A 26,322-nucleotide genomic window follows, 5' to 3' on the forward strand; every position below is an offset into this window, starting at 1 on the left:
GTTCGTTGCGTGAACAGCCGCGTTAAGCCGCCTGGCTTTGTACGGGCAGATCAAACTCCGTACGGGTCTGGTAGAGCAACTCCAGGTTGTTGTGCTCCCAGGGGTGGAACTTAGGCTTGAAGAAGTCGCGGTAGGTGCTGAGCAGCGGGCGGAACACGCCTTCCTTGCCCCACATCCACTGAATGCCGTCGCGCCACACGCGCCAGTTCCACAGCAGGCCGTCCTGTTTGAGCATATGCGCCAGGCCGCGAGTGGTATCGAGGACAAAGAAGAAGGTGCCCATGATCATCGCCCGCCGCAGCAGTTTGCGGCTGCCGCAGACCTGGTTATACACGTCGAAAGCCACCGCCTTGTGCTCGGTTTCTTCCAGGGCGTGCCAGCGCCACAGGCGTTCCATCACCGGATGCGCCCCCTGCATGTGGCGCGGGTCCTTGAGCAGGCCGTCAGCCATGATCGCGGTGATGTGTTCCAGCGCGGCAGTTGCTGCCAGTTGACGCTGCGGCGAAAACTTCTTCTGGGTAAAGCGGATGCGTGCGCGGGCGCGCTTTTCAATACGGGTAATGTCGTAACCGAGGTCGCGCAGGCGATTGCTGTACTCAAGGTGCTCGCGGCTGTGGTGGCCTTCCTGGCCGATAAAACCACGGATCTGTTCTTTCAGCACCGGGTCATCGATCTGGTCACGGAAATGGCGCACCGAATCGATAAAAAAGCGCTCGCCATCGGGGAACAGCACCGACATGGCGTCAAACAAATGGGTCTTGAAGGCATCACCACCGTGCCAATGTCGAGGCAGCGGGTTGGGGAAATCGAAATCCATATGCCGTGGACGAATCTGCAAACCTTCCGGTGTGGTGCTGACCATGCTGACTCCCTGAGTCTGTGACTGACACGTGAACTCACTATGAGTTCGCCGGGCCGCTCGGCAAAGGTTCACAACAGCCAATATTTCGGTCATATATGGCCAATGTTGTACGGATGTACCAGCGCGTGCGGCATCTTCGCGCCCTCGTCGTGCATTCAAGCGCCCGTGCCAGAGCTTTGCGTTGGGGAAATCGGCGCTCGCCAGCCGCCTTGCTATGCATATGCCCAACCTTCGGTTGTGGCGATGCACTGATCAAGCCCTGACTATGCATAAGGCTTTGAGGGGCGCGGTCTACCGCTCACTAAATTCAGCCGACAGCCTTAGTGACACCCTTGTCGGGTTTTGTTGATCAGGGTTATCGTCGCTGCCAGTGGTCATTTCTGGCCAGATAATAAGAACGCTATGAAGCCATCACCGAATTTCTTTGCCGAACTGGTTCCTGTCGCCTATGCCGCCGCCTTGCTCGATCTGGTCGAAGAGCTTGGCGTACCGCGTGCGCAGTTATTCAATGCAGCCCGCGTGCGGCCTGAGGTGCTGGGCAATCCCCAGGGGCGATTGTCCTTTATCGACTTCACCCAACTCACCAGCAGCGCCCTGCGCCTGTGTGATGAGCCGGCGCTGGGGCTGCTGCTTGGCCAGCGCCTGAATGTCTCCACCCATGGCATCCTCGGCTATGCCGTGCTGTCCAGCGCCAACCTGGGCAAGGCCATCCAGTTTGCCCTCAAGTATTACCGAGTACTGGGGCTGACCTATGAACTGGAAATGGTCGAGTTGGGCGCACGCGTCGAGTTGCGCGCCAGCGAATCGATGCCGCTGGGGCCTTTGAGTCGCTTTGCCGCCGAAAGCTTGCTGACCAGCCTCTACACCATTGCGCGTTTTCTCGTGGGCGAGCGCCTGCAAGACGTTGAAGTCGGTTTTGCCCACGCCGCACCGCACTATGCCGAGCGCTATGAACGTTTGTTCGGCGTGCCAGTGGCGTTTGATCAGCTGTATCACCGCCTGAGCATGCCAATTGGCTACCTGGATCGACCGATGGCCCTGGCCAACCCGGCCACGGTGCAAATGTGCGAACAGCAATGTGAAGCGCTGCTGGCCAGCCTGGATGTACAGGACGGCCTGCTGACCCGCGTGCGCCGCCTGTTGTTGGCGCGCCCCGGCGACTTCCCCGACCTGGCCAGCGCCGCCGAAGCCCTGCACACCAGCGGCCGCAGCCTGCGCCGGCACCTGTCGAGCATGGGCACCAGCTACCAGCAAGTGCTCGATGAAGTGCGCAAGAGCCTGGCCCTGCAATACCTCACCACCACCCACCTGCCGCTCTACGAAATTGCCTACCTGCTGGGCTTTAGCGACCCCTCGAATTTCCGCCGTGCGTTCAAGAAATGGACGGGTAAACTGCCCAGTGATTACCGCGCTGAGGAATAACCATGAGTTCTGCCGCAACCCCGACCCTGATCCGCGAAACCTTTCCTGTCGGGCCGTTGCAGTGCAACTGCACGATCATCGGTGACCCTGTGACCAAGAAGGCGATTGTGGTCGATCCAGGTGGCAATCCTGATCTGATCATGGCGCGTCTGGAGGCGCACGGGTTGAAGGTGGTGAGCATCATCCATACCCACGCGCATCTGGATCACTTTCTCGCCTCGGGGCAGATGAAGGAGAAGACCGGCGCGACGCTGCATTTGCATAAAGAGGATCAGTTCCTCTGGGACAACCTGGAGATGCAGTGCCGCATGTTCGGTGTGCCTTACACGCCGGTGCCCGCCCCGGATCAGTGGCTCAGTGATGACGAAGCGTTGGCCTGCGGCTGTGGTGTGGCATTGCACACGCCTGGGCATACGCCGGGGTCGATGAGTTTCTGGTTTGCCGATGCCAAGCTGCTGATTGCCGGCGACACCCTGTTCAAGCGCGGCATTGGTCGGACGGATTTGTGGGGCGGGGATTATTCGACCATCGAACGTTCGATCAAGCAGCGCTTGTATTGCCTGGATGAGGATGCCACGGTGGTCACCGGCCACGGTCCGGATACTCGGCTGGGCGATGAAATGCGTGAAAATCCGTTTGTTCGCGCATGAGCAGGCCGTGTGTACCGGGCGTTGACGGTGGGTCGGGAAGGAACTTTCGTAGGGCTTTCTGCTCTCACCTGCGGGTGAAAACCTTGTACTCGAATTGGATGAAGGAAGCGCACATGAAGCTGTGGCGAAATCTGCCGGTTGCATTACTCGGTCTGAGTGTATTGGCCGGCTGTACCACCAACCCCTATACCGGTGAGCGTGAGGCGGGCAAGGCGGGCATCTACGGCGGAATTGGTGCGGTGACTGGCGCGGTGATTGGTGCGACCACCTCAAGCAAGAAGGATCGTGGCAAAGGTGCCCTGATCGGCGCGGCCGTCGGTGGTGCAGCCGGTGGTGGTTATGGCTATTACGTTGATACTCAGGAAGCCAAGTTGCGCCAGACCCTGCAGGGCACGGGTGTACAGGTGCAGCGCAATGGGGATGACCTGAAGCTGATCATGCCGGGCAATATCACCTTCGCCAGTAACTCGGCGGATATTTCCAGCAGCTTCTATCCGACGCTTAACTCGCTGGTCACGGTATTCAAGGAGTTCAACAAGAACGGCGTGAACATCGTTGGCCATACGGACAGCACCGGCTCGTTCGAGTTGAATCAGAACCTGTCCAACCGGCGTGCACAGAGTGTTGCCTCTTATCTGAGTGCCAATGGTGTTGCCGGTTCGCGCTTGTCGGCCTACGGCGCGGGTCCGAGTCAGCCAATTGCCAGCAATGCCAATGAAGCTGGCCGCGCGCAGAACCGCCGCGTCGAGATCAACCTGCGTCCGCTATAAGCGCAGGCGTTTACAAGGCCGTGCAGTCTCCAGGCTGCGCGGCTTTTTTATGCCGGCGATTTGGGCCCGGCTACCTGTTCAAATCGTGACTAGACTGCTGGCAATGGTTCACTTCTACCTTGCCGTCGCAGTGCCCCAGTCTGCGCCGGACATGGACGATGACTGGAGATTCCATGGACGACCACCTCGCGTTTCCTGCCCGGAAAATCTGGCTGCCACTTTGGGCCACCCTGTTTGTGTTGATCAGCCTGGTCAGTTTGTCGCTCTGGCAATGGCAGGCACTGACGCAGCGTGACAATCAGCAGCGCCAACAACGTTTTGAGCTCGAAGCGCAGGACATCAGTCAGCGTGTGATTAGCCGTATGCAGGGCTACGAGATGGTTTTGCGCGGTGTTTCGGGTTTGATGACGGGCAGTGAGCATGTGGCGCGCGAAGAGTGGGAGCGGGCCGTTGATCAGCTGCAACTGCAGGATCGTTATCCCGGCATTCAAGGGCTGGCGTGGTCCCGCTATTTGGCAGCTGATCAGCTTGAGGCCTTTATTGCCGACGAGCGTGCTGGCGGCCGCGAGGATTTCCGCCTGTATCCCCCTGGCCAGCGTGAACATTATCTGCTGATCGACTACATCAGCCCGCTGGATTGGCGCAATCGCCGGGTTTTGGGCTTCGACATGCTCAGTGAGGCGGTGCGCCGGGCGGCTGTTGAACAGGCGATGGACACCGGTGTAGCGACCCTGAGTGCGCCGGTCATTCTGCGTCAGGAAACTGCAGAGAATGTGCAGGCCGGTGTGCTGTTGTACCTGCCGGTGTATCAGCCCGGTAAACCATTGAGCACCCGTGAGGAGCGCCGTGCAGCAGTACTCGGCATGCTCCACGCCGCTTTTCGCAGCCATGATCTGATGGCCGGGATTCTGGGAGCGCAATCCAGTCGATTTTCCATTCGCCTGAGGGATCAGCAGGCCCCTGATACCGTGCTGCTCAGCGGGGAAGAACAAACGGCAGGTTTACCCGCTTCGTTCCGCCATGTGATCGAGCTGCCCCTGTATGGGCGTAACTGGTTACTGGAGGTGAGCAGCACCGACATCTATGACGCTACGCGGATCAATCCGGACGGGCATGCCAGTTTGTGGCTGGGGTTGCTGGTCGCTGTGCTGCTGGCATTGTTGGTGGGCGGCTATCTCTACTGGCGCGAGCGCGAAGCGCATAGCAGCCTGCTGGCCACCGAGCGTTTGCGTGAGCGAGAGGAGCGCTTTCGATTACTGCTGGAACGGCTGCCGGTTGCAACACTGCTGTGCAATGCACAGGGGCGCATCGAGATGGCCAATCGCAGTGCTGCGGAACTGCTGGATTGTCCTGCTGATAGCCTGATCGGCGAACGGATGAAGCGCTTTCTGCCGACGGTTGATCAGCTCAGTGAACTGGTCAGTGGCGAGGGGGCTGCGGAGTTGGCCAGCGAATATCAGGCTCGCCGCGACCTGGGTGATGACATACCGGTGACGTTGAGCCTTAGCGTGTTGGACGACTCCAGCGGCGTCAGCTATCTGATCAACCTGATTGACCTGCGCGCCCGTAAAGGTGCGGAAGAGCGCTTTCGCCGGGTAGTTGAGGCTTCGCCCAATGCGATTGTGCTGGTGGATGCCAACGGTTGCATTGCCATGGTCAATCGCCAGGCAGAAAAGTTGTTCGGCTATTCACGCGACCAGTTGCTTGCCCAGCCAGTGGAACTGCTGTTGCCCGAACCCTTGCGTACCAGTCACGCGCCTATGCGCATGGCATTTCAGAGTGCCCCGGTGCAACGCCAGATGGGCCGTAACCGCGAGCTGTTCGGCCAGCACAGTGATGGTCGGTTGATCCCTCTGGAGGTTGGTCTGTCGCCCATTCTGGGCGGCGAGGATGCTCTGGTACAGGCGGTGATCATCGACATCAGTGAGCGCAAAGCCGCCGAGCAGCGGCTGCGAGAGCAAGCCGAGCAGTTGATTCTGGCCAATCGCTATAAGTCGGAGTTTCTTGCCAACATGTCCCATGAGCTGCGCACGCCGCTCAACAGCATCCTGATTCTCAGTGACCAACTCCGCCTGAATAGTGCCGGCAACCTGACGGAGAAGCAGGCCAGGCATGCGGACATCGTGCACCGTGCGGGCAGTGACCTGTTGCAGCTGATCAATGATGTACTGGATCTGGCCAAGGTCGAATCCGGGCGTATGCAACTCAAGCTCGAAGCGCTGAATATGCAGGATATTCTGGTGGAGCTGGATGCCAGCCTGAGGCCGATGGCTGAGCTCAAGGGCTTGCATCTGCACACGCAGTTGGAAGCCGGCGTTCCTCGCATCGTTCATTGCGACCGTATTCGGTTGCATCAGATTTTGCGCAATCTGCTGTCAAATGCCTTGAAGTTTACCGAGCAGGGGGCGGTCAGCCTGACTGTCAGCTGTGCCAGTGGTGAGCCGCCAGCCGGTCATGAGTTACTCGATTTCAGCGTGCGCGATACGGGTATTGGTATCGCGGCGGATAAACACGAGCAGATCTTTCAGGCCTTTCAACAAATCGATGGTTCTACCAGCAGACGTTTTGGCGGCACGGGGCTTGGGCTGGCGATTACCCGTCAGCTGGTGCTGGCAATGGACGGCGAGATCAGCCTGCAGAGTGCGCCGGGCGAAGGTTCCTGCTTCAGTGTGCGTCTGCCGGTACGCGTCGTGCCTCAGGTGGCGGATGAACCATTGCCGGATGCGCCGCAGCGCAGTGGCAGCGGCCCGGCTGTCCTGATTGTCGAGGACGATGTGAACTTTGCGGCCGTGCTGGCCGAAGAAGCGCAGGCCCGTGGCTTCACCAGCGTGCACTGCCGCAGTGGTGTGCAGGCACTCAATCTGCTGCAGAGCGAGCATTTCAGCGCCGTCATCCTGGATATTCTGCTGCCGGATATCAGTGGCTGGCAGCTGTTCCGGCGGCTGCGTGGGCAGGCCAGCTATCGTCTGACGCCGGTGCATATCATTTCCTGCGTACCGCAACCGATTGACTGGACTGATGACGGCACTCGGTATCTGGTCAAGCCCATTCAACGCGCCGATCTGGAGCAGGTATTTGCTGAGTTGCAGCACAGCCCCCTGCCGGTGCAGCGCCTGCTTCTGGTTGAGGATGTTGAGGTGGAGCGCGAGCATTATCGCGAGCACCTGCAGCAACTGGGGTTCACGGTGCGCGCCTGTGCCCGTGCGGATGAGGCGCGTAGCGTTTACAGCAAAGAGCAGTTCAGTGCGCTGGTGATCGATCTTGATCTACCGGACCAGGATGGCTTCGAGTTGCTTGAAAGTCTGGATCGTCTGAGCCCTCTGCTCGGCAAACGCGTGGTGATCAACACCGGGGTGGACGTCACGCGTCAGGCGCTACAGCGTTTGCGTCGTTTCAGCGCTGTGGTAGTGCATAAGCATGGCGAAGATATGCAGGGTTTGAGCGAGGCTGTGCAGGGCTTTCTGGGCGGTGTGTGTGATGACCCGGTCCGCCAGGAGGTGGTTCATCTGGACAACCCGTTGGAAGGACGGCGCGTGCTGCTGGTTGATGATGATGTGCGCAATGTCTACGCCATGAGTGCTTTGCTCGACGAATTGGGGCTGGTGATCGGCTCTGCCAAGGACGGAGTGGAGGCTATTGCCTGCTATGAGCGCGAGCCCTTTGATCTGATTCTGATGGACATGGCCATGCCCGTGATGGATGGCTACACCGCCACCCGCCTACTGAAAGGCGAGCATGCCTGTGCCATCCCGATCATCGCCCTGACGGCCCACGCAATGAACGGCGATCGGGAAAAGTGCATCGCTGCGGGGGCCGACGATTACCTGGCCAAACCGGTCAGTCGTGAGGCCTTACTCGACATGCTGGTGCGCTGGTTGGCCTATGCGCCGGGGTCGGGTGCAACGGCAGGTGGTTCAACGGCAGCGTTCCGGTAGTTTCACTGGGTACTGCTACCCTGAACCAGAGCGAGGGACGGTAGGGCCAGGGGCAAGGGAGGACACATGGCACAGCTACAGATGAAGGTTGCGGCACCGACTCAGATTCTGCTGGTGGTTGATGATCGCCCGGAGAACCTTGAAGCCATGGAGGCCTTGCTCGACGATGGCGACTGGCAGTTGCGCTGTGTGGGGTCGGGCGAGGAGGCGTTGCAGTGCCTGCTTGAGAACGATGTCGGGCTGGTACTGCTCGACGTACAGATGCCGCAGATGGACGGTTTTGAAGTGGCGCGCCTGATGCGCGGCAATCCGCGCACCCGCTACACCCCGATCATATTCGTGTCTGCCATTGCCCAGACTCAGGACTCGGTGCTCAAGGGCTATGCCACTGGGGCCGTGGACTTCATGCTCAAACCGTTCGAACCCAGTGTGCTGCGGTACAAGATTCACGCCCTGCTTGAGCACGAGCGCAATCGCAGTGAGCTGCTGCAACTCAGTCAGCAATTGGACAATGCACGTGCGTTCAATGCCTCGGTACTGGATAACGCTGCTGAGGGCATCATGGTGGTGGGGGACGATGGCCGTATCCAGTTCGCCAATCCGGCCATGGCGCGCATGCTCGACAGTTCTGTGCGCGACCTGGAGGGCAGTGAAATGCTTTCTTACCTGGTGGCGCCCCAGGTCACCTGCGAGTGGCGCATGTCCGAGTTCTATCAGCAATGGCGGCGTGGTGAAGCCTATCGTCTACATGATGCCAATTTGCGTACCCTGAGCGGTGGTCAGGTGCCAGTGGCATTGTCCTGTTCGCCCTTGCCGCGCCTGCAACATGCCATGGTGGTCATGGCGCTGGATATGTCGGTGGTGCGCAACCTGCACCAACAGCTGGAGTCGCAGGCCATCACCGATGCGCTGACGGGCCTGCTCAATCGCCGTGGGTTCTATCAAGCGGTGGATGCGGCACTGGCGCGCATCGATCGGAGTGGTCAGCGCATGGCGGTGCTTTATCTCGATCTGGATGGGTTCAAACGCATCAATGACTCTTTGGGGCACGACGCCGGTGATCAGTTGCTCAAGCGCGTGGGGGAGCAGCTCAAGACCAGTCTGCGTCCCTACGACAGTCTGGCGCGGATCGGCGGCGATGAGTTTACCGCGCTGCTCGATAGCCTGGAGCACCCTGAGGATGCTGCCCGCATTGCCGAGAAACTGATTGAGCAGGTTTCAGTGCGGCATACCATAGAAGGCGTGGATGTGACCCTGGGGGCCAGTGTTGGCATTGCCTGCTTCCCTGAGTGTGGACAGACTGTTGAGGGATTGTTGCGTGCGGCGGACATGGCCATGTACGAGGCCAAGCGTTCCGGGCGGCAGCAATACCGCTTCTTTTCAGCGGAGATGAACGGCCGTGCGCGCTCGCGGCTGATGCTCGAAGAAAGCCTGCGCAACGCCATCGAGAATGATGACTTTGTTCTGGTCTACCAGCCGCAGATTTACCTCGATAGCGGTCGCTTGCGTGGTTTCGAGGCGCTGCTGCGCTGGCAGCATCGGGTGGCAGGGACGGTCGCGCCGGGGGTTTTTATTCCGTTGCTGGAAGAAACCCGGTTGATCAACCGCTTGGGCAGTTGGATTTTTAAGGCCGGTGTAGAACAGTGCCGGCAGATGAGTCAGCTGCATGGTTCTGAGCTGGTTGTCAGTCTCAACGTCAGCCCGGTGCAGTTCAGTATGCCGCAGCTGGTCGATGACTTGCGCCGGGTGCTGGATGAGCACCAGTTGGCGGCACAGCAGTTGGAGGTGGAAGTCACCGAGAGTGCGCTGATGCAGGATCTGGAGACCAGTCGCGAACAGCTGCGCCAGCTGCGCCAGCTGGGGGTGAAAATTGCCATCGACGATTTTGGTACCGGCTACTCATCCCTGGCCTATCTGCGCCATTTCGAGTTGGATACGCTGAAGATCGACCGCCTGTTTATTGCCAATATGCTCGACTCACCGCGCGATGCGGCGGTGGTCAGTACCATTATTGATTTGGGCCGCCACCTGGGCCTGGAAGTGATCGCCGAAGGGGTGGAAACCATGGCCCAGCGTGACTGGCTGGCCCAGCACCACTGCGCGATCATGCAGGGCTTTCTGGTGGCGCCGGGGCTGAGCGCGGAGCAGGCCAGGGCGTTTCCTGCGCAGCTGGACTGGCACAACCTGCCGCGCAACGAAAAGCCCGCCGGATAGGCGGGCTTGAGCGCAGTGTGGGCGAGTATCAGCGCGCGGGGAAGCGCTGTTTCAGCTCATCGAGCTGCGCATCCTTGTCCAGCCACAACTGGTTCACCCACTGCTGGAACTGCAGGCGATAGGCTTCGTCCTGATCATAGTTGCCACCGATGAATTCAGCCGGAATCTGCAACTCCTCGAAGCGCACCACCACCTGGCTGACCCTGCCACACAGCAGGTCCCAGAAACCAGGATTGCCCTGTGGGTAGTGGATGGTGACATTGACCATGCTGTGCAGTTGCTCGCCCATGGCGTCGAGTACAAAGGCGATCCCGCCGGCCTTGGGTTTGAGCAGGTGCTTGAATGGTGACTGCTGCTGCGCGTGCTTGGCGGGCGACAGGCGCGTGCCTTCGAGGAAGTTGAACACCGAAACCGGGTTGGTCTTGTAGCGTGCGCAGGCCTTGCGCGTGGTGGCCAGGTCCTGGCCGCGTTTCTCTGGGTACTTGGCCAGGTACTCCTTGCTGAAACGCTTCATGAACGGGAATTCCAGCGCCCACCAGCACAGGCCAATCACCGGGACCCAGATCAGCTCCTGCTTGAGGAAGAATTTCAGCAGCGGCATACGCCGGTTGAGCAGGTACTGCAGGACCAGAATATCCACCCAGCTCTGGTGGTTACTGGTCACCAGGTAGGAGTGCTGTTTGTCGAAGCCGCTCAGGCCGGCGACATCCCAGTGGGTCTTGCCGACCTGTTTCATCCAGAATTTGTTGGTGCTGATCCAGAACTCGGCAATGCCATGCATGACAAAACGCAGCGCCCGTTGGATCGGGGCAATCGGCAGCAACAGCTTGAGCAGCGCCACGGCGAACAGCGGCCAGCAGCAGATCAGGGTGTTCAGGGCAAGAAGCAGGCTGGCCAGCAGGCCGCGTAGTGGGGCAGGCAGAAAATACAGCATTGGGGCAGGTGCCTCCAGAAAATGGGGCCGGCTGTTTGTGGCCACAGTTGTGGCGCTCAAGCGGCCTTAGCCCCCGACTTATCTACGCCTGCGGTTTTGTACCGCAGATCGGTCGGCGCACAGGTTAACGCCTGTACACCGAACTGCAACCCCCTCGAAACGCTGGTGATCGCAGCGTTTCGTGGATATTTACCGCTGATCCAGGGGTGGTGCGGCTTCCGTTGCCGCTTATTGCGGCAGATTGGCGGCCTGAATGGCGGTCAGGGCAATGGTGTAGACGATGTCGTCGACCAGTGCACCGCGTGACAGGTCATTCACCGGCTTGCGCAGGCCTTGCAGCATGGGCCCGACGCTGACGCAGTCGGCGCTGCGTTGCACCGCCTTGTAGGTGGTGTTGCCGGTATTCAGGTCGGGGAAGATAAACACCGTGGCGCGGCCGGCTACCTGGCTGTTGGGGGCCTTTTGCCGGCCAACACTTTCAATCGCTGCGGCGTCGTATTGCAGCGGGCCATCGAGCAATAGTTGAGGGTCGATGGCCCGCGCCAGGCGCGTGGCCTCACGGACTTTCTCGACTTCTTCGCCGCTGCCGGAATCACCGGTGGAGTAGCTGAGCATGGCCACCCGTGGGGTGATACCGAAGGCGCTGGCTGAGGCTGCGCTTTGCAGGGCGATTTCTGCCAGCTCCACGGCGCTTGGGTCGGGGTTTACCGCGCAGTCGCCATACACCAGCACTTGGTCAGGCAGCAGCATAAAGAACACCGAGGACACCAGTTTGTACCCCGGTGCGGTCTTGATCAGCTGCAGGGCCGGGCGGATGGTGTTGGCCGTGGTGTTGATGGCCCCGGATACCAGGCCGTCGACTTCATCCAGCGCCAGCATCATGGTGCCCAGCACCACCGTGTCTTCCAGCTGCGCGGCAGCCATTGGCGCGTTCAGTCCTTTGCCTTTGCGTAACTCGACCATGGGCTCGACATAACGCTCGCGGATCAGGTCCGGGTCGAGGATTTCCAGCCCTTCTGGCAGCTCGATGCCATGGGCGCGGGCCACCGCGTGGACGTCATCCGGCTTGGCCAGCAGCACGCAGCGTGCGATGCCGCGTGCCTGGCAGATGGCCGCAGCCTGCACGGTGCGCGGCTCGCTACCTTCGGGTAGAACGATGCGTTTGTTGGCCGCTTTGGCGCGCTGCACCAATTGATAGCGAAAGGCGGGTGGCGACATGCGCAGCTCGCGTGGCTGGCCGCAGCGGGCGAACAGCCATTCGTGGTCGATATGGCTGGCGACGAAATCAGCGACCTTCTCCGCGCGCTCCTTGTCGTCGACCGGGATTTCCTTGTTCAGGCGGTTGAGGTTGGTGGCGGTGTCATAGGAACCGGTGCTGACCGTCATTACCGGCAAGCCACTCTGCAATGCTCCGCGGCACAGCTCCATGATCCGTGGGTCCGGGGCAAAATCGCTGCACAACAGCAGGCCGGCCAGCGGCATGCCGTTCATGGCGGCCAGACTGGCCGCGAGGATGATGTCGTCACGATCTCCAGGTGTGACCACCAATGTACCGGGCTTGAGCAGTTGTACGGTGTTGGCCACCGCACGGGCGCAGAGTACGATTTTCAGCATGCGCCGCTGCTCGTAATCGCCGGCATTCAGCACCCGCGCGCCGAGCAGGTCGGCGATGTCGCGGGTGCGCGGGGCGTTCAGTTCGTCCTGCCAGGGAATGCAGCCGAGCAGGCGGAAGTCATCGGTCTTGAGCAGTGGGGAGAGTTCCTTCAGGCGACTGGCGAACGCCTCGGTGCCGTCTTCGCTGGGTACCTTGTTGAGGATCACGCCGAGTACTTTCTCGTCTTTGGGGCCGCCAAACAGCTGCGCCTGGATCTCCACCCGATCGCTCAGTTCGCTGAGGCTTTCCTGTTCCGGGGCGGAGACCAGAATTACCTCGGCATCCAGACTTTTGGCCAGATGGAAGTTGACCCGTGCGGCATAGCTGGCCTGGCGGGTTGGCACCATGCCCTCAACGATAACCACATCTTTGCCGGCAGCAGCCTGTTGGTAGAGGCTGATAATTTCTTCCAGCAGCTCATCCAGCTGACCGTCACCCAGCATGCGCTCGACATGCGCCAGTGCCAGGGGCTTGGGCGAATGCAGGCCGTGGGTGCGGGCGACCAGCTCGCTGGAGCGCTCTGGGCCCAGGTCTCCCTGATGCGGCTGGGCGATGGGTTTGAAAAAACCGACCTTGAGCCCGGAACGCTCCAGAGCGCCGACCACACCCAGGCTGATCGAGGTCAGGCCGACACCGAAGCCGGTCGGGGCGATAAAGAAGGTGTGCATGGGGCTTCCTTTGTGGCTGGGGCGGGTATGCCCGCGAAAACAGGGTGCTGGCCGCTTGCGGCTCAGGCGTCAAGTAGGGCCAGGGTGTCGAGGGCGATCTGCCGTTCCTCGTTGGTCGGCACCACCATGATCCGTGGATGACCCGGTGCCTGGATGGGGCCGGCTGCGCCGCGCACGGTGCGGGCATTGGCCGGCTCGTCGAGGGCCAGGTTGAGCAGTTTCAGATGGGCAACGGTCTGGCTGCGAATCAGTGCCGAGTTCTCGCCGATACCGCCGGTAAAGACCAGGCCGTCGAGTTGTGGCAACGCGCAACTCATGGCCGCCAGGGATTTGGCCAGGCGGTAGCAGAACACCTCGATGGCCAGGGTGGCGCCGGCATGCCCCTGTCCGCGGGCCTGCTCTAAGGTGCGCATGTCGTTGGACAGGCCGGACAAGCCCAGAAGGCCACTGTCCTTATTGAGCATGGTTTCGATCTGCTCCAGGCTCCACCCCAGGGTGCGGGCCAGGTGGCTGTGCAGGTTGGGGTCGACATCGCCGCTGCGCGTGCCCATCACCACGCCTTCCAGAGGGGTCAGGCCCATGCTGGTGTCGCGGCTTTGCCCGTCGACGATGGCGCAGGTCGAGCAGCCATTGCCCAGGTGCGCCACCAGCCAGCTACTGGCACTGACCGGTAGGCCGGCCAGCTCGGCAGCGCGCTGGCTGACAAACCGGTGGCTGGTGCCGTGGAAACCATAACGGCGTACGCCGTGTTCGCGGTACAGGTGTTCGGGCAGGGCATAGCGGTAGGCGTGCTCGGGCAGGGTCTGGTGAAAGGCCGTATCGAACACCGCCACCTGAGTCAGGTCGGGGAACAGCTTGATCGCCGCTTCGATGCCCAGCAGATTGGCCGGGTTATGCAGGGGCGCCAGTGGCGCGGTGGCGCGAATTGCCGCAAGGCTGGGGGTATCCAGGCGGCAGGCCGCAGTGAAATGCTCACCGCCATGCACCACACGATGGCCAATACCGTGCAACTGCCCGCCAGCGGCGGCCTGCACCAGGGGCAATACCTGGGCGAGAGCCGCACGGTGATCGGCATGGGGCAGGATCAGGCTGTCTTTTTTGTCGCCTTGTTGCCAGTGAATTTGTGCATCCGGGCCGCCCAGCCGCTCAGCCAGACCGCTGAGGATAAAGCCATCTTGCACTTCGTTGATCAGGGCAAACTTGATCGACGAGCTGCCGCAGTTGATCACCAGAATATTGCGTGCGGGCATCTACCACTCCTTGTTCAAATCTTGGGTCGGGCGTTCTATCGTCGCCTCGCTTGCGCCATTTTCAGCTGCGCACCATCCGCAGGCAAAGGCTTTGTCCAGTTGCGCCTGACGCTGTTGGGCATCCAGCACCCAGGCGCGATTTTGCCAGGGCGGCTGGTGGCGCAGGTGCTGGGTATGGCCGCAGGACAATACGGCCACCCAGTGGCCGTGCTCATCCTGACGAAAATCAAGCAGGCGCGCTGAGGCCACGCTTGCCCGTCCGTCTGTGTCCGGTTCGCTTTCGCGCGTGCCCTTGGGTAAACTTGCCCGCTCTTTATTTCCAAGCAAAGGTCTCGCCCCATGCTGATCGCCGCCAATAAGGCTGTCTCCATCGACTATACCCTGACTAACGATGCCGGTGAGGTGATCGACAGTTCCGCAGGCGGCGCGCCGCTGGTTTATCTGCACGGTGCCGGCAACATCATCGGCGGCCTGGAAAAAGCCCTGCTGGGCAAGCAGGTTGGCGACGAACTGGACGTTGCCGTTGAGCCGGAAGATGCCTATGGCGAATACAGCGCCGAGCTGGTAGCCACTCTCAACCGTTCGATGTTCGAAGGTGTGGATGAGCTGGAAGTGGGTATGCAGTTCCACGCCTCCGGCCCGGACGGCGGCATGCAGATCGTGACCATCCGTGAACTGGATGGCGACGACGTGATCGTTGACGGCAATCATCCGCTGGCGGGTCAGCGCCTGAACTTCAAGGTCAAGGTTGTTAACGTACGTGATGCCAGCGAAGAAGAAGTTGCCCATGGCCATATCCATGGCGAAGGCGGTCACCATCATTGATGGTTTAGCCTTATGTGAGAGCCGCGAGTCGACTTATGGTCGTATCAGCCGCTGGTTCCACTGCTAAGCTGCAAAAGAAGAAAGGCGCCTTCATATAGGCGCCTTTTTTATGACCCGCCATCCTCGGCGGTCACCCTGCGGGCCGTCGCGGTGCGACGTTAAGAATGGCTCCCGGCCATTTTTTGTCTGCTACACGCAACCTGTGTGTTCTCAAGGAGTTAGACCATGAGTGCCTTTCACGACCTCAACCTGCGTGCACTGGATGGCCAAGAGCTGCCGCTGGCACCCTTCAAGGGGCAGGTGGTGCTGGTGGTTAATGTGGCTTCCAAGTGTGGCCTGACACCCCAGTATGCTGGCCTGGAAAAGCTCTATCAGCACTATAAGAGTCAGGGCTTCAGCGTGTTGGGATTGCCGTGCAATCAGTTTGCCGGGCAGGAGCCTGACAGCGAAGAAGCCATTGCTACGTTTTGCAGCCTCAACTACGGCGTGACCTTCCCGTTAGGCAGCAAGCTTGAGGTGAATGGGCCGGACCGCCATCCGCTGTATCGCCTGCTGGCAGGTGAGGGGGCCGAATTCCCGGGGGATATCACCTGGAATTTCGAGAAATTCCTCGTCGGCCATGACGGCCGTGTGCTGGCGCGCTTCTCGCCGCGCACCACGCCGGATGATCCGAGCATTATCCAGGCGATCGAAAAAGCCCTGGGATAAGGCCATTTGCGCCAAGGCTGCGGACTAAGCCGGTATACAGCTTGTTCGCAGCCAGGCATCGCGGCTTAATCGGTTGATCTGCCGAGGATGCCCCCGATGAGCCTGTTTCCCGCTGACACTGCTATTGCCCCCGCTACCCCTGCCGCACTGCGCGAGCTGATCGAGAGTCGTCGCGCGGTACGGCGCTTTACGGCCGAAGTGGTGCCTGATGAGGTGGTGCGTGATTGTCTGGAGCTGGCGGTGCTCGCCCCCAACTCCTGCAACCTGCAGCCCTGGAGTTTCCAGGTGATTCGCGATCCGGCGTTGCTGGCCCGTTTGCATCCGGTGTGCATGAGTCAGAACGCCGCCAAGGCGCCGCTGATCATTGCCGTGCTGGCGCGCCCGGATACCTGGAAACAGGCTTGCCAGAACATCATCGACTACTGGCCGGAGCCTGAAGTGCCTGCGCGGATTCGCCGCTTCTACAACAAGACCGCTCCCTTTCAGTACAACCAGGGCCCATTCGGTCTGTTTGGGCTGTTCAAACGTCAGCTGCTGCGGGTGGCTGCCTGGCGCAAACCGCTGATGCGCGCGCCCAACAGCCAGGCGCAGATGCGCATCTGGGCGGTGAAATCCACGGCGTTGGCGGCGCAGAACCTGATGCTGGCCTTCCAGAGCCATGGCTATGCCACCTGCCCGATGGAAGGTTTTGATGAGGTGCGCCTGCGCAAGACCCTGAACATCCCGCGCCAGGCGTTACCGATCATGTTGCTGGCGGTGGGCAAGCAGGATGAAAAGGGCGTGTATAACCCGCGCCTGCGTTTTCCGTTGGAGCAGCACGTGACATGGCTATAGCCGTAGGTTGAGGAGCAGAGCGATGAAGCCGCCAATGCCTGTTGGGCTTCGCTGCGCTCAACGCCAACCTACCCATGCTTCTATCAGCTTTACAGCACGCCGGCTTTTTTCCAGGCCAAATAACTGCTCACCAGTTGCGGTCCCAATTCACTAGGCCGCGCATCCAGTACCGGCACCCTGTTGGCTATCAGGCGTTCGTGCAGGCCGGCGCGGGCGTTCAGGTAGTCCAGTGTGCCGCAGTAATCCAGGGCGCTGGAGAGGTCCTGCACCGGGGTGTGGCGTAGGGTATCCAACACTTCTTCACGCAGGCTGGCGACCAGCACGCGGTGTTGGCGGCTCAGGCGTTTGACCGCGCCGAGCAGCGCCTGGTCATCCTCATCGCGCAGGTTGGTGACCAGCACCACCAGGGCGCGGCGTCGTTGACGGCTGAGCAGGTTTTCCACGGCGGCCGTGAAATCGGCCGGTTGCTGGGTGCTGCGCAGGTCGTACAGCGCATTGAGCAGCACACTCAGCTGCGCCTGACCTTTGACCGGCGCGAGGAAGCGGTTCTGCTCGCTGGCAAAGGTCGACAGGCCGACCGCATCGCCCTGGCGCAGCGCCACGTAGCTCAGCAGCAGCGACGCGTTGAGGGCGTGATCGAAATGCGACAGCTCGCCATCCTGGCTGCGCATGCGGCGGCCGCAGTCGAGCAGGAAGACGATCTGCTGGTCGCGCTCATCTTGATACTCGCGGGCAATCGGTGTGCGTTTGCGCGCGGTGGCCTTCCAGTCGATCTGCCGCAGGGTGTCGCCGTCGCGGAATTCGCGCAGCTGATGAAATTCCTGACCCAGGCCGCGGCGTTGTTGCTGGCGTACGCCAAGCTGGCTTAGCCAGTCATCCACCGCCATCAGTTGCGCGCCGTACAGCCGGGCGAAATCCGGGTAGACGCGGGTTTCACCGGCCACTGGCAGGTAACGGCGGGCGTGCCACAGGCCCATGGGGCTGGGCAGGCTGACTTCGCACTGCGGGAAATGGAAATGCCCGCGCAGTAGCGGGCGCACGCGGTAGCTGACCTGCGTCTGCTCACCGGGGTGCAGATCGACCTTGAGTGGCAGGTGCTCGAAGGCCATCTCGCCGGACAGATGGTCGAACACCTCCACTTGTAGCGCACGGGGGTAGCGGTGGTGCAGATCCAGCCGCACTTCGCTCCAGCGCCCCAGCGGCAGGTTGCCGGGTAGCTGGCGCTCGATGCGCGGCGAGGGCACTTGGCGCAGCAGCAGGGCGTCGATCAGCGTCAGGCCGAGCAGGACCAGCAGCAGGCCCCAGTAAATCGGGGTGAAGCTGCGCGGCACGGCAACGCCCAGGGCGCTGCAGATACCCAGGGCAATGCCGAGAAGGAACAGACCGGCGAGCAGCGCCAGCAGCGTGCGCGCGGGCTTCATGCGGAGGCGCCTCTCAATGCGGGCTTTTGCCAAGTACGGGTCATAGGCGCGGTGCCGGAACCTGGTCGAGCAGCTGTTGCAGCACCTGATCCACCGACAGGCCTTCGATATCCAACTCCGGCGACAATCGCACGCGGTGACGCAGTACAGCCAGGGCGCAACCCTTGATGTCATCCGGCAGCACGAAATCACCGCCGCGCAGCAGCGCACGGGCGCGGCCGCAGCGCACCAGGGCAATCGAGGCGCGCGGCCCAGCGCCGATGGCCAGGCCCGGCCAGGTGCGGGTGGCGCGGGCGATACGTACGGCGTAGTCGAGCACCTGTTCATCAATCGGCAGGTCACTGGCAATTTTCTGCAGTGCGAGTACATCGCGGGCCTGCAGCAGGGTGCGCAGCGGGGTGACTTCGAGCATGTCGGCTTTGCTCGAGCGCGCCACCTGGCGAACCATGTTCAGCTCTTCACTCTGCTCGGGATAATCCATGCGCAGCTTGAGCATAAAACGGTCGAGCTCGGCTTCCGGCAGCGGGTAGGTACCTTCCTGCTCGATCGGGTTCTGCGTGGCCAGCACCATAAACGGCAGCGGCACATTCAGCGCGCGGCCTTCCAGGGTCACCTGACGTTCCTGCATGACTTCCAGCAGCGCCGCCTGGGTCTTGGCCGGGGCGCGGTTGATTTCATCCGCCAGCAGCAGGTTGGTGAACACCGGGCCCTTGCGCAGCTTGAACTGCTCACTTTGCAGGTCGTACACGGCGTGGCCAGTGACGTCGCTGGGCATCAGGTCCGGGGTGAACTGGATGCGCGCAAACTCGCCGCCAAAGCAGCGCGCCAGGGCGCGCACCAACAGGGTCTTGCCGAGGCCAGGAACGCCTTCGACCAGCACATGGCCGCCGGCGATCAGGGCGCTGAGTACATCGTCGATCACCGCCGTCTGGCCGATCAGGGCTTTCTGCAGTTCACCACGCAGTGCCTGAGCCAACTGGCTGGCGCGCTGGCGCTGCGCATTCGGGTTGGCTGCTGCAGCTGCCGGGGCAGCTGGTGCTGGGGTCGGTACAGGCGTTTCGGTGGCCGCAGCTTCGACGGTTTCAGCGGCGACAGGGGCTGACTCGATGTCGCTGTCTGGCTGTTCGGGGGTGTGTTCGCTCGTCATAGGGCATTCCTGAGGGTTTGCAGGTTGGCGACCTGGCGGGTGAAGTCGGCGGCGGCCAGGCGCTGCTTGGGCAACGGCCGCATGGCTTGGCTGATAACGCTGGAAGGCTGGCGGGTCAGGCGGCTCAGCACCTGCCACTGCTCGGCCACCGCGAGGCGTTCGAAACCGGGGTGACGATGCCGCGCGCGGCGCTGGATGTCTTGTTGCAAGCCTTGTAGCAGGCTGTGCTGACCGTTGTGGCGCAGGAGGAAGTCAGCGCTACCACGCAGGTGTTCCTGCAGCTGGCGGCGATTGCGACTGGCGGGCAACAGCAGCGGGCCTTGGCGCATGCCCAGATGCCATAGGCCGAATGCCAGCAACAGCGTGAGTGCAGCCAATGCCTGCGGGAAGTGTTCGAGCAGCAGGCTGAACAGGTCGTCGCGGTCGGCGCGGTAGAGCAGGGTAACCTGGCTGTCCTGGGTCATGTACCAGAGCAACCAGGCGTTGTCGTATTCGCCGATGCTCTGGTTCTGCCAGATCCAGCTGTCGCTGACCACGCTGATCAGGCCGTCACCATGGTAGAGCTGCAACAGATGGGTGGCTGCGTCGCTGTTGGCCCAGGCGTGGGCGCGGTTCTCGGAGTCGTAGAGGTGAAAGTCGGTGTCGAAGTTGAAGTAGGCCGGCGCCTCTTCGTTTTCCAGATACAGCTGGGTCAGCTCCGGGTAGGCATTGTCTGACTCAGTGGTTGCATCTGCCGCAGCCTCCGGTTCGGCTTGTGGCTCAGCGTCAGTCGTGTTCTCTGCTGAGGCGTCTTCTTCCGCTGCTTCGCTGGCGTCCTCGTCAAGCTCTTCACTTTCGTATTGCTGGATGCCCAGGCTGTCGAGCAGCAGGTCGCCGCTTTTGCCTTCTTCTTCATCCCACAGCCGCTCGGCGACAAACAGCAGGTGGCCGCCTTTGGCCGTCCAGGCCAGCAGGCGTTCGGCCTGCTTGGGCGTCATGCGGTTGCGGTCGCCGAGCAGCAATAGGGTCTGGCCGGCGCTCGGCAGGTTCTGCATGACCTCCAGGCCATCGGCGCGTTGTACCTGCAGGCCCTGTTTACGCAGAAAGTGCTCGGCGGCGAGGTACGGGTTGGCTTGGGCCTCGGGTGAGGGGCCGTGTTCGAGGGTTTCCTCATAGGGCGTGAGTTTACCCAGCAGGTAGATGCCGAGCAGACCGATCACCAGCAATAGTCCGGCACCGAGGAGAAACTGAATGCGCCGGTTCATGCCTGCGCCCCTTGTTCGAACAGGCGTCGCCAGGCATTGCACAGGCCCTGTTTGAGTGCCGCGGGCGGTAGTCGATGGCCGTAGGCGAGGTTCTGCCAGTGGCGGGTCAGGGCCTGGCTGAAGTGGCTGAGGTCTTTTTGTTGCAGCGCCTGCACCAGTTGCAGCACTTCGGCTTCGGTGTGCGAGCTTTTCAGCGGCAGGCGCTGTTCGTGCAACATGCGGCTGAGCAGGGCGCGGTAAAGCAGGCCGAGTGCGGCGCGTGGCTGTTCATCCCAGAGTCGTTCCACTTCACCGGGGATATCCGCGGGCAGGCTTTGTGGCGCCACTTCCAGGCCAAACAGCTGCTCAGGTGGCTGATAGGTGCGGGCTTGCGGCAAACGCAGGCGACCGGCAAAGGCGCTTAGCCAGTCGCGGTAGCGCCACAGCAACCAGGCGATCAGGCTGAACAGTGCCGCCCACAGCAGCACCTCGAAGAACAGCGCCACAGCATCGACGCTTTTCCAGAATTCGGTAAGTTTGAAGAACTTTTCCAGCAGTTCGATCAGGGCCTTGGCGTCTTCTTCGCTCGGCTCCTTGGGCTCTTCGCCGAGGCGCCAACGGGTGACGGTTTCACGGTGCTCGAAGGGCGGCTGATCGAGCAGCTGGCCGATGCTTTTTTGGGCTTCGGCGCTGGTCAGCGGTTGCTTGAGCAGGCGGTCGGCTTCTGGCCCCATGGGGTCTTCAACCGGCAGCGGGCAGCTGCTTGCGGTTGCGGTATCGGAGGCCATGGCGCTGTTTGGCAGCTGCATCAGCAGCAGGCCGCAGCCTAGCAGCAGGGCATAAGCCATGCCCGTCAGGCGCTGGCGCAGCTGGCGGAAGACCAGTTCGATGTCCCAGGCTTCCAGAGCGGTACGGCGATTCAGGTAGAGGGTGAAGCCGCAGGCGACGTAGATCGGTTCCCAGAGGATCAGCAGCAGAACGTAGGTCAGGTTGGACAGATGCTCGAGCCACAGCCACTCGCCTGAGGCCGCATTGATCAGGCTGTCCCAGGTCCAGTCCAGCTCCATCTGCGCCGGCAGCAGCATGTAGACGAAGCTGATGATGCCAAACCACAGCGCCATTTCCAGGTGCATGCCGACGATGGTGAGCCAGCTGGCACCACCGGCATCACGCTGGCCGAGGACGATCAGACGCTGGCTGCGCGGCTTTCCGGACAGGCCTTCCAGCTGCATCACCGGCAGGTCGAAGCTGCGTGTGGGGCTTAGCCGACGCCAGGTCAGGCTGGCCAGCAGTTGCGGTTTGAGCAGGCCGGGCAAGGCTTTTAGCGCCTGCTTGAGGCTCGGCGTAGCGCCGAACAGGGCATGCGAGAGGATATACAGTGGAAGGCGTTCGTAAGCCGGTTTCAGCCACCAGAAAATCAGTACGGCGATGCTGGGGTAATCCCACAGCAGCAGGCACAGCAGGGCGAAAATCGGCACGGTGACCAAGGCCCAACTGAGCATCAACAGGCCAGCATGCTGTTTGGCCAGCAACACGCCGAGGTCGACGGCTTCCCAGGCGCTACGGGGGCGGATGGCGACGCTGGCATCAGTCAGGCGCATGTGCACCTCGGCCAGCCAGGAGGAGATAAGCCAGCACCAGCAGCCAAAGACCAGCGCCGACTGCATATTTGATCGCGGGGCTGGCCAGGTCCATGGATGACCAGTAGGCCTCGATAAACGCCGCCAGCAGCAGAAATACGATCACCCCACCGACCAGCCGTACGCTGCTGCCGGCCGCGACCCGCAGCGCCTCGCCGCGTGGCAGGCGGCCGGGAACCAGCAGCGCCCAGCCGAGCTTCAGGCCGGCCGCGCCGGCCAGGGCAATGGCCGTGAGTTCGAAAGAACCGTGGCCGATGACGAATGACCAGAAGGTTTCACCGTAGCCGATCTGCGTTAGATGGCCGGCCACAGCGCCAATCATCAGGCCGTTGAACAGCAGGAAGAACAGGCTGCCCAGGCCAAACAGCAAGCCGCTGGCAAAGGTCTGAAAGGCGATGCCGATGTTGTTCATGATGTAGTAGCCGAACATCATCCAGTCATCACCGGAGTCGCGTTCGCTGAAGCGGCCGATGCGCCTGGCGTCGGGGTCATACATCTTTTCCATCTCGCCGACCTGGTCAGGCGCCATCACCCCGTAGACCAGGTCAGGGAAGTGATACACCAGCGTGCCCATCAACAGCAGGCTGCCGAAGAACAGCAGGCTGGCGGCCACGACAAAACGCCACTCGGCACGCACCAGGCGTGGAAATCCAGCCAGGATAAACCCGAGCAGTTGCGCCCCCAGTGGGCTGCGATGGCGATAGAACTGCTGATGGCCACGCATGGCCAGCAGCTGCAGTTTCTCGATCAGGTGGCTGCTATAGCCCCGGCTCTGGGCCAGGGCCAGGTGCTGGCACAGGCTGCGGTAGTTGGCGGCAAAGGCCTTGCATTGCTGGCTATCGGCCTTGCCGCGCTCAAGGGCTTCGAGCTGCGCATTGAAGGCGTGCCACTCGGCCTGGTGCTGGTGTTCAAACAGGCTCTGTTTCATGTCGGCCCCAACAAGCCACGGGCAATCCCGTGGATCTGCTGTTCGGCCTGCTCAGCAGGTACCTGCAAGGGCTCGGCAAGAATGCTTGCCAGCTCCTGACGCCGTGCACTGGATAGACTCTGCGCTCGCTCGGCAAAGCTGAGCAGGGCGCGTTGCTCACTCAGGCTCATGCTAAACGGTGCACGAATAGGCTCGGCTTGCGGCAGCTCGGGTGCTGCTGGGGCGTTATCGCGGTACACCACCAAGGTGCCGGCGGCGATATCGCCGAGGCGTTTGAACGCTGGGTGATTCAGGCAGCTGAGAATGCCCAGGGTGTAGCCAAACGGCAGGATGTCGACGAAACGCAGCAGGTTGCGCGTGAGCGAGGCGGCCCAGCCAATCGGCGTGCCGTCATCATGAATCACCCGCAAGCCCATCATCTGTTTGCCGGGCGAGCGGCCCTGGTTGAGCACTTCAAACAGCACCATGTACCACCAGGTCACCAAAAACAGCAGGATGGTGCCCAGGCCCATACCGAATTGGCCGAGCAACGCCAGCACGGCAAACAATGCGCCGAGCAGCGCACCGCGAATCAGCAGGTCGATGCTGAAAGCCAGCGCGCGCGGCACTACACCGGCTGGACGCAGGATCAGGTCGATGCCTTCCGGCGTTTCCACCTTATAGCGGGTATCCAGCAGCGGGCGGGCGGCGACTGAAACAGAGGTTGGCGTGGGCGACATCGGCAGACTGCGTCGAGGAAAGCCCGATGCTAGCCAGCAGCAGGCGGGGAAGCAACCGGCTCAAACGTTTGAGCCGGTGCAAAGAGAGTTATTTATTGCGGTGCCGGCAGTACCCCGAAGATGGTGCGGTAGAGCACACCGATGGCGATGGTGAACAGCGGGATGGTCCAGACCAGGCCGATACCCAGCGGGATGGCACTGATACCGGTGATCAGACCGAGCAACAGGAACAGGCCGAAGACCTTGAACCAGTGCTGGGTAATTGCCTTGCGTGAGACTTCCAGGGCTTGCCAGGGGCTCAGACCGCGCTCGACCACCAGAGGAATGGCCAGCATATAGGCGATGGCCAGATACAGACCGGGAATGATCAGCAGAATCATGCCGAGGTAGATCAGCAGCATGCTGACAATGGCGGTGATTACCAGCGGTATGGTGCGGCCGAAGTGACTGAAAATATCGTTGAAGCTGATCGGTTGGTCGGCAGCGCGACGGATGCCAATCATGTTTATCCCGGCCATGAAGGGGTAGGCCAGTGCTGAGGCGAAGATCCCGACGACCATTTCGACCACGACGGCCAGCATCGGACTGTCACTGACCAGGCCCAGGATGCCGAAGAAGCCGCCAATCAGAAATGACGCCGCTAGAAGTACAACGTAAAAAACCAGGAAACCACCGATGATGATGCCTTTGGTGCCTTTTACCCGTTGCCAGGCTTCGCTGAGCAAGTCGCTGATGGTGAAGTCATAGCCACGGCTCAGGGCTTCTTCGATGCTCGGCACCTGGCTGTCGCGTGGCGCTTCCTGCAGTGCGCTGGCAGGAGCAGCGTAGGGATTGCTGGGGTTGATCTCACTCATGGGGCGTCCTTGTGCAGAGTGGTTAATTGAGTTTCCCACTTTAGTCGTCGCCAGGGCGCCCTACAAGGCGCAGACCCCAAGCGGGGCGTGCGCTGGTGCAAGGTTCTGTGCTTGTCTGCGTGATGGCGGTGGGGTGCTAGACTGCTCGCGCCTCAGCATCAGGACATGACAGTGACTTCCAGCCTCTTTTGGTACGACTACGAAACCACCGGTATTGACCCGCGGCGCGACCGGCCGCTGCAGGTAGCGGGGATTCGTACCGATGAAGACCTCAATGAAATTGCCGAGCCGCTGAACATCTACTGCCAGCCCAGCGACGACATCCTGCCGCATCCGGCAGCCTGCCTGGTGACCGGGATTACCCCGAGCAAGCTGGCGCTGCATGGCCTGGATGAAGCCGAATTTATGGGGCGTGTGCATGTCGAGCTTTCGCAGCCTGGTACCTGCGGGGTGGGCTACAACAGCTTGCGTTTTGATGATGAAGTGACCCGCTACAGCCTGTACCGCAATTTCTTCGACCCCTATGCCCGTGAGTGGCAGGGGGGTAATAGCCGTTGGGACCTGATCGATCTGGTGCGAACAGCTTATGCATTGCGCCCTGAAGGCATCACCTGGCCAGAAGAAGAGGGCCGGGTGACGCTCAAACTGGAGCGCCTGACCACTGCCAACGGCATCGAGCACGGTCAGGCCCACGACGCGTTATCCGACGTACGTGCGACCATTGCCCTGGCGCGCCTGCTGCGCAGCAAACAGCGTAAACTCTATGACTACCTGTATCAGCTGCGCAGTAAGCAGCGCGTGCAGGATCAAATACGCCTGCTGCAGCCATTGGTGCATATCTCCGGGCGCTATGCTGGAGCGCGGCATTTCCTGGCGGTGGTCTTGCCGTTGGCTTGGCATCCGCGTAACCGCAATGCGTTGATTGTCTGCGATCTGCAGGCCGACTGCGCGCCGCTGCTCAATGAGTCCGCCGAAACATTGCGTACGCGTCTTTATACGCGCCGCGAGCAGCTGGCTGAGGGTGAGTTACCCGTGCCGCTGAAGTTGCTGCATATCAATCGTTGCCCGGTTGTGGCTCCCATGAATGTACTGCGTGCGCAGGATATCCAGCGCTTGCAACTGGATCTTTCGGCATGTCAGGCACAGGCCAAGCAATTACAGATTAATGCAGCTGTTTGGCGGGACAAACTGGTGCAGGTATATGGCGAAGAACAATTCACGCCGAACGAAGATCCGGAGCAGCAGTTGTACGATGGGTTTATTGGCGACCGCGATCGGCGTTTGTGCGAACAGGTGCGGCGTGTGGATCCACAGCGTCTGGCTGATGCCGCTTGGCCATTTGATGATGGACGTTTGCCTGAGTTGCTGTTTCGTTACCGTGCGCGTAACTTTTCCACGACCTTGAGTGCGGATGAGCAGCAACGTTGGCGAACATTTTGCCAACAGCGCCTGAGTCGTCCGCAATATGGCGCACCGAATACGCTTGAACAATTTGAGCAGGCGCTGGCTGAGGTATTGGCCGGAGTCGATGCTGCGCAGCATGCAGTTTTGCAAGAGTGGCGTGAATATGCTGAGCGCCTGCGTCAGCAATATGCCCTCTGATATGTACGGGTAATAGTCTGCTATTGCAGTGAAGTGCACCTGGAAAAATGACGGCGGCCATC

Annotated in this window: 21 protein-coding genes; 9 read left to right on the forward strand and 12 right to left on the reverse strand. The window is 61.2% G+C overall.

What is annotated here, in order from left to right; all coding sequences use genetic code 11:
• Positions 1–22: 22 nt before the first annotated feature.
• Positions 23–862, reverse strand: coding sequence for a metal-dependent hydrolase (locus OU997_RS12790; RefSeq protein ID WP_108487036.1), 840 nt, complete (start codon positions 860–862; stop codon positions 23–25).
• Between the two features lie 402 nt (positions 863–1,264).
• On the opposite strand from OU997_RS12790, the gene OU997_RS12795 reads away from it, so the two are divergent.
• From OU997_RS12795 to OU997_RS12815, 5 genes are all read left to right on the forward strand, one after another.
• Complete coding sequence (locus tag OU997_RS12795; protein WP_108487035.1) at positions 1,265–2,284, forward strand: AraC family transcriptional regulator; 1,020 nt, start codon at positions 1,265–1,267, stop codon at positions 2,282–2,284.
• Positions 2,285–2,286: 2 nt separating this feature from the next.
• A complete protein-coding gene (locus OU997_RS12800) occupies positions 2,287–2,934 on the forward strand; it encodes an MBL fold metallo-hydrolase (protein WP_267806891.1) in 648 nt (215 codons plus the stop codon).
• A 113-nt stretch (positions 2,935–3,047) separates the two neighbouring features.
• Entirely contained in the window at positions 3,048–3,704 is a 657-nt protein-coding gene (locus OU997_RS12805) for an OmpA family protein (RefSeq protein ID WP_267806892.1), read from the forward strand.
• Between the two features lie 173 nt (positions 3,705–3,877).
• Positions 3,878–7,639 (forward strand): CHASE domain-containing protein, encoded by a 3,762-nt coding sequence (locus OU997_RS12810; RefSeq protein WP_267806893.1) that lies wholly within the window; start codon positions 3,878–3,880, stop codon positions 7,637–7,639.
• Between the two features lie 66 nt (positions 7,640–7,705).
• The gene (locus tag OU997_RS12815) at positions 7,706–9,853 is read left to right on the forward strand and encodes a putative bifunctional diguanylate cyclase/phosphodiesterase (protein ID WP_267806894.1); all 2,148 of its coding nucleotides are present in this window, start codon (positions 7,706–7,708) and stop codon (positions 9,851–9,853) included.
• 28 nt (positions 9,854–9,881) lie between these two features.
• Here the strand turns inward: OU997_RS12815 and OU997_RS12820 are convergent, their stop codons facing one another.
• The 4 genes from OU997_RS12820 to OU997_RS12835 form a co-directional block, all read right to left on the reverse strand.
• Positions 9,882–10,787 (reverse strand): acyltransferase, encoded by a 906-nt coding sequence (locus tag OU997_RS12820; RefSeq protein ID WP_108487019.1) that lies wholly within the window; start codon positions 10,785–10,787, stop codon positions 9,882–9,884.
• A gap of 228 nt (positions 10,788–11,015) precedes the next feature.
• On the reverse strand, positions 11,016–13,109 hold the full coding sequence (gene pta, locus OU997_RS12825) for a phosphate acetyltransferase (protein WP_267806895.1): 2,094 nt from the start codon (positions 13,107–13,109) through the stop codon (positions 11,016–11,018).
• A 62-nt stretch (positions 13,110–13,171) separates the two neighbouring features.
• On the reverse strand, positions 13,172–14,359 hold the full coding sequence (locus OU997_RS12830; RefSeq protein WP_267806896.1) for an acetate kinase: 1,188 nt from the start codon (positions 14,357–14,359) through the stop codon (positions 13,172–13,174).
• On the reverse strand, positions 14,360–14,608 hold the full coding sequence (locus OU997_RS12835) for a DUF3565 domain-containing protein (protein ID WP_371920624.1): 249 nt from the start codon (positions 14,606–14,608) through the stop codon (positions 14,360–14,362).
• A 90-nt stretch (positions 14,609–14,698) separates the two neighbouring features.
• On the opposite strand from OU997_RS12835, the gene OU997_RS12840 reads away from it, so the two are divergent.
• The 3 genes from OU997_RS12840 to OU997_RS12850 all read left to right on the forward strand — a co-directional run bounded on the left by OU997_RS12840 (position 14,699) and on the right by OU997_RS12850 (position 16,726).
• Positions 14,699–15,184, forward strand: coding sequence for an FKBP-type peptidyl-prolyl cis-trans isomerase (locus OU997_RS12840; protein WP_108487023.1), 486 nt, complete (start codon positions 14,699–14,701; stop codon positions 15,182–15,184).
• Positions 15,185–15,409: 225 nt separating this feature from the next.
• Positions 15,410–15,892 (forward strand): glutathione peroxidase, encoded by a 483-nt coding sequence (locus OU997_RS12845; RefSeq protein ID WP_108487024.1) that lies wholly within the window; start codon positions 15,410–15,412, stop codon positions 15,890–15,892.
• A gap of 96 nt (positions 15,893–15,988) precedes the next feature.
• Positions 15,989–16,726 carry a nitroreductase family protein gene (locus OU997_RS12850; RefSeq protein ID WP_108487025.1) on the forward strand — a complete coding sequence of 246 codons (738 nt, stop codon included), beginning with the start codon at positions 15,989–15,991 and terminating at the stop codon, positions 16,724–16,726.
• 89 nt (positions 16,727–16,815) lie between these two features.
• On the opposite strand, the gene OU997_RS12855 is transcribed toward OU997_RS12850, so the two are convergent.
• From OU997_RS12855 to OU997_RS12885, 7 genes are all read right to left on the reverse strand, one after another.
• Entirely contained in the window at positions 16,816–18,147 is a 1,332-nt protein-coding gene (locus OU997_RS12855) for a DUF58 domain-containing protein (RefSeq protein WP_267806897.1), read from the reverse strand.
• A 40-nt stretch (positions 18,148–18,187) separates the two neighbouring features.
• A complete protein-coding gene (locus OU997_RS12860; protein ID WP_267806898.1) occupies positions 18,188–19,294 on the reverse strand; it encodes an AAA family ATPase in 1,107 nt (368 codons plus the stop codon).
• Positions 19,291–20,538 (reverse strand): DUF4350 domain-containing protein, encoded by a 1,248-nt coding sequence (locus OU997_RS12865; protein ID WP_267806899.1) that lies wholly within the window; start codon positions 20,536–20,538, stop codon positions 19,291–19,293. The genes OU997_RS12860 and OU997_RS12865 overlap by 4 nt, the downstream gene beginning before the upstream one ends.
• Positions 20,535–22,118 (reverse strand): DUF4129 domain-containing protein, encoded by a 1,584-nt coding sequence (locus OU997_RS12870; RefSeq protein ID WP_267806900.1) that lies wholly within the window; start codon positions 22,116–22,118, stop codon positions 20,535–20,537. The genes OU997_RS12865 and OU997_RS12870 overlap by 4 nt, the downstream gene beginning before the upstream one ends.
• Positions 22,105–23,085, reverse strand: coding sequence for a stage II sporulation protein M (locus tag OU997_RS12875; protein WP_108487028.1), 981 nt, complete (start codon positions 23,083–23,085; stop codon positions 22,105–22,107). The genes OU997_RS12870 and OU997_RS12875 overlap by 14 nt, the downstream gene beginning before the upstream one ends.
• Positions 23,082–23,804, reverse strand: coding sequence for an RDD family protein (locus OU997_RS12880; RefSeq protein ID WP_267806901.1), 723 nt, complete (start codon positions 23,802–23,804; stop codon positions 23,082–23,084). Before OU997_RS12880 ends, OU997_RS12875 begins: the two co-directional genes overlap by 4 nt.
• A gap of 92 nt (positions 23,805–23,896) precedes the next feature.
• On the reverse strand, positions 23,897–24,658 hold the full coding sequence (locus OU997_RS12885; RefSeq protein WP_267806902.1) for a hypothetical protein: 762 nt from the start codon (positions 24,656–24,658) through the stop codon (positions 23,897–23,899).
• Positions 24,659–24,829: 171 nt separating this feature from the next.
• Between OU997_RS12885 and sbcB the strand changes: the two genes are divergently transcribed.
• Positions 24,830–26,260, forward strand: a complete 1,431-nt coding sequence (gene sbcB, locus OU997_RS12890) for an exodeoxyribonuclease I (protein WP_267809903.1) — start codon at positions 24,830–24,832, stop codon at positions 26,258–26,260.
• Positions 26,261–26,322 lie beyond the last annotated feature (62 nt).

The sequence above is a fragment of the Pseudomonas sp. SL4(2022) genome (genome assembly GCF_026625725.1).
Classification (GTDB): domain Bacteria; phylum Pseudomonadota; class Gammaproteobacteria; order Pseudomonadales; family Pseudomonadaceae; genus Aquipseudomonas.

Bases quoted from the DNA above. Each gene is read 5' to 3' on its own strand.
- OU997_RS12805 (WP_267806892.1), top strand. From the start codon at position 3,048: ATGAAGCTGTGGCGAAATCTGCCGGTTGCATTACTCGGTCTGAGTGTA.
- OU997_RS12810 (WP_267806893.1), top strand. From the start codon at position 3,878: ATGGACGACCACCTCGCGTTTCCTGCCCGGAAAATCTGGCTGCCACTT.
- OU997_RS12815 (WP_267806894.1), top strand. From the start codon at position 7,706: ATGGCACAGCTACAGATGAAGGTTGCGGCACCGACTCAGATTCTGCTG.
- OU997_RS12800 (WP_267806891.1), top strand. From the start codon at position 2,287: ATGAGTTCTGCCGCAACCCCGACCCTGATCCGCGAAACCTTTCCTGTC.
- OU997_RS12795 (WP_108487035.1), top strand. From the start codon at position 1,265: ATGAAGCCATCACCGAATTTCTTTGCCGAACTGGTTCCTGTCGCCTAT.
- OU997_RS12830 (WP_267806896.1), bottom strand. From the start codon at position 14,359: ATGCCCGCACGCAATATTCTGGTGATCAACTGCGGCAGCTCGTCGATC.
- OU997_RS12870 (WP_267806900.1), bottom strand. From the start codon at position 22,118: ATGCGCCTGACTGATGCCAGCGTCGCCATCCGCCCCCGTAGCGCCTGG.
- OU997_RS12880 (WP_267806901.1), bottom strand. From the start codon at position 23,804: ATGTCGCCCACGCCAACCTCTGTTTCAGTCGCCGCCCGCCCGCTGCTG.
- OU997_RS12850 (WP_108487025.1), top strand. From the start codon at position 15,989: ATGAGCCTGTTTCCCGCTGACACTGCTATTGCCCCCGCTACCCCTGCC.
- OU997_RS12790 (WP_108487036.1), bottom strand. From the start codon at position 862: ATGGTCAGCACCACACCGGAAGGTTTGCAGATTCGTCCACGGCATATG.
- OU997_RS12875 (WP_108487028.1), bottom strand. From the start codon at position 23,085: ATGAAACAGAGCCTGTTTGAACACCAGCACCAGGCCGAGTGGCACGCC.
- OU997_RS12865 (WP_267806899.1), bottom strand. From the start codon at position 20,538: ATGAACCGGCGCATTCAGTTTCTCCTCGGTGCCGGACTATTGCTGGTG.
- OU997_RS12820 (WP_108487019.1), bottom strand. From the start codon at position 10,787: ATGCTGTATTTTCTGCCTGCCCCACTACGCGGCCTGCTGGCCAGCCTG.
- OU997_RS12845 (WP_108487024.1), top strand. From the start codon at position 15,410: ATGAGTGCCTTTCACGACCTCAACCTGCGTGCACTGGATGGCCAAGAG.
- OU997_RS12885 (WP_267806902.1), bottom strand. From the start codon at position 24,658: ATGAGTGAGATCAACCCCAGCAATCCCTACGCTGCTCCTGCCAGCGCA.
- OU997_RS12840 (WP_108487023.1), top strand. From the start codon at position 14,699: ATGCTGATCGCCGCCAATAAGGCTGTCTCCATCGACTATACCCTGACT.
- OU997_RS12860 (WP_267806898.1), bottom strand. From the start codon at position 19,294: ATGACGAGCGAACACACCCCCGAACAGCCAGACAGCGACATCGAGTCA.
- pta (WP_267806895.1), bottom strand. From the start codon at position 13,109: ATGCACACCTTCTTTATCGCCCCGACCGGCTTCGGTGTCGGCCTGACC.
- OU997_RS12855 (WP_267806897.1), bottom strand. From the start codon at position 18,147: ATGAAGCCCGCGCGCACGCTGCTGGCGCTGCTCGCCGGTCTGTTCCTT.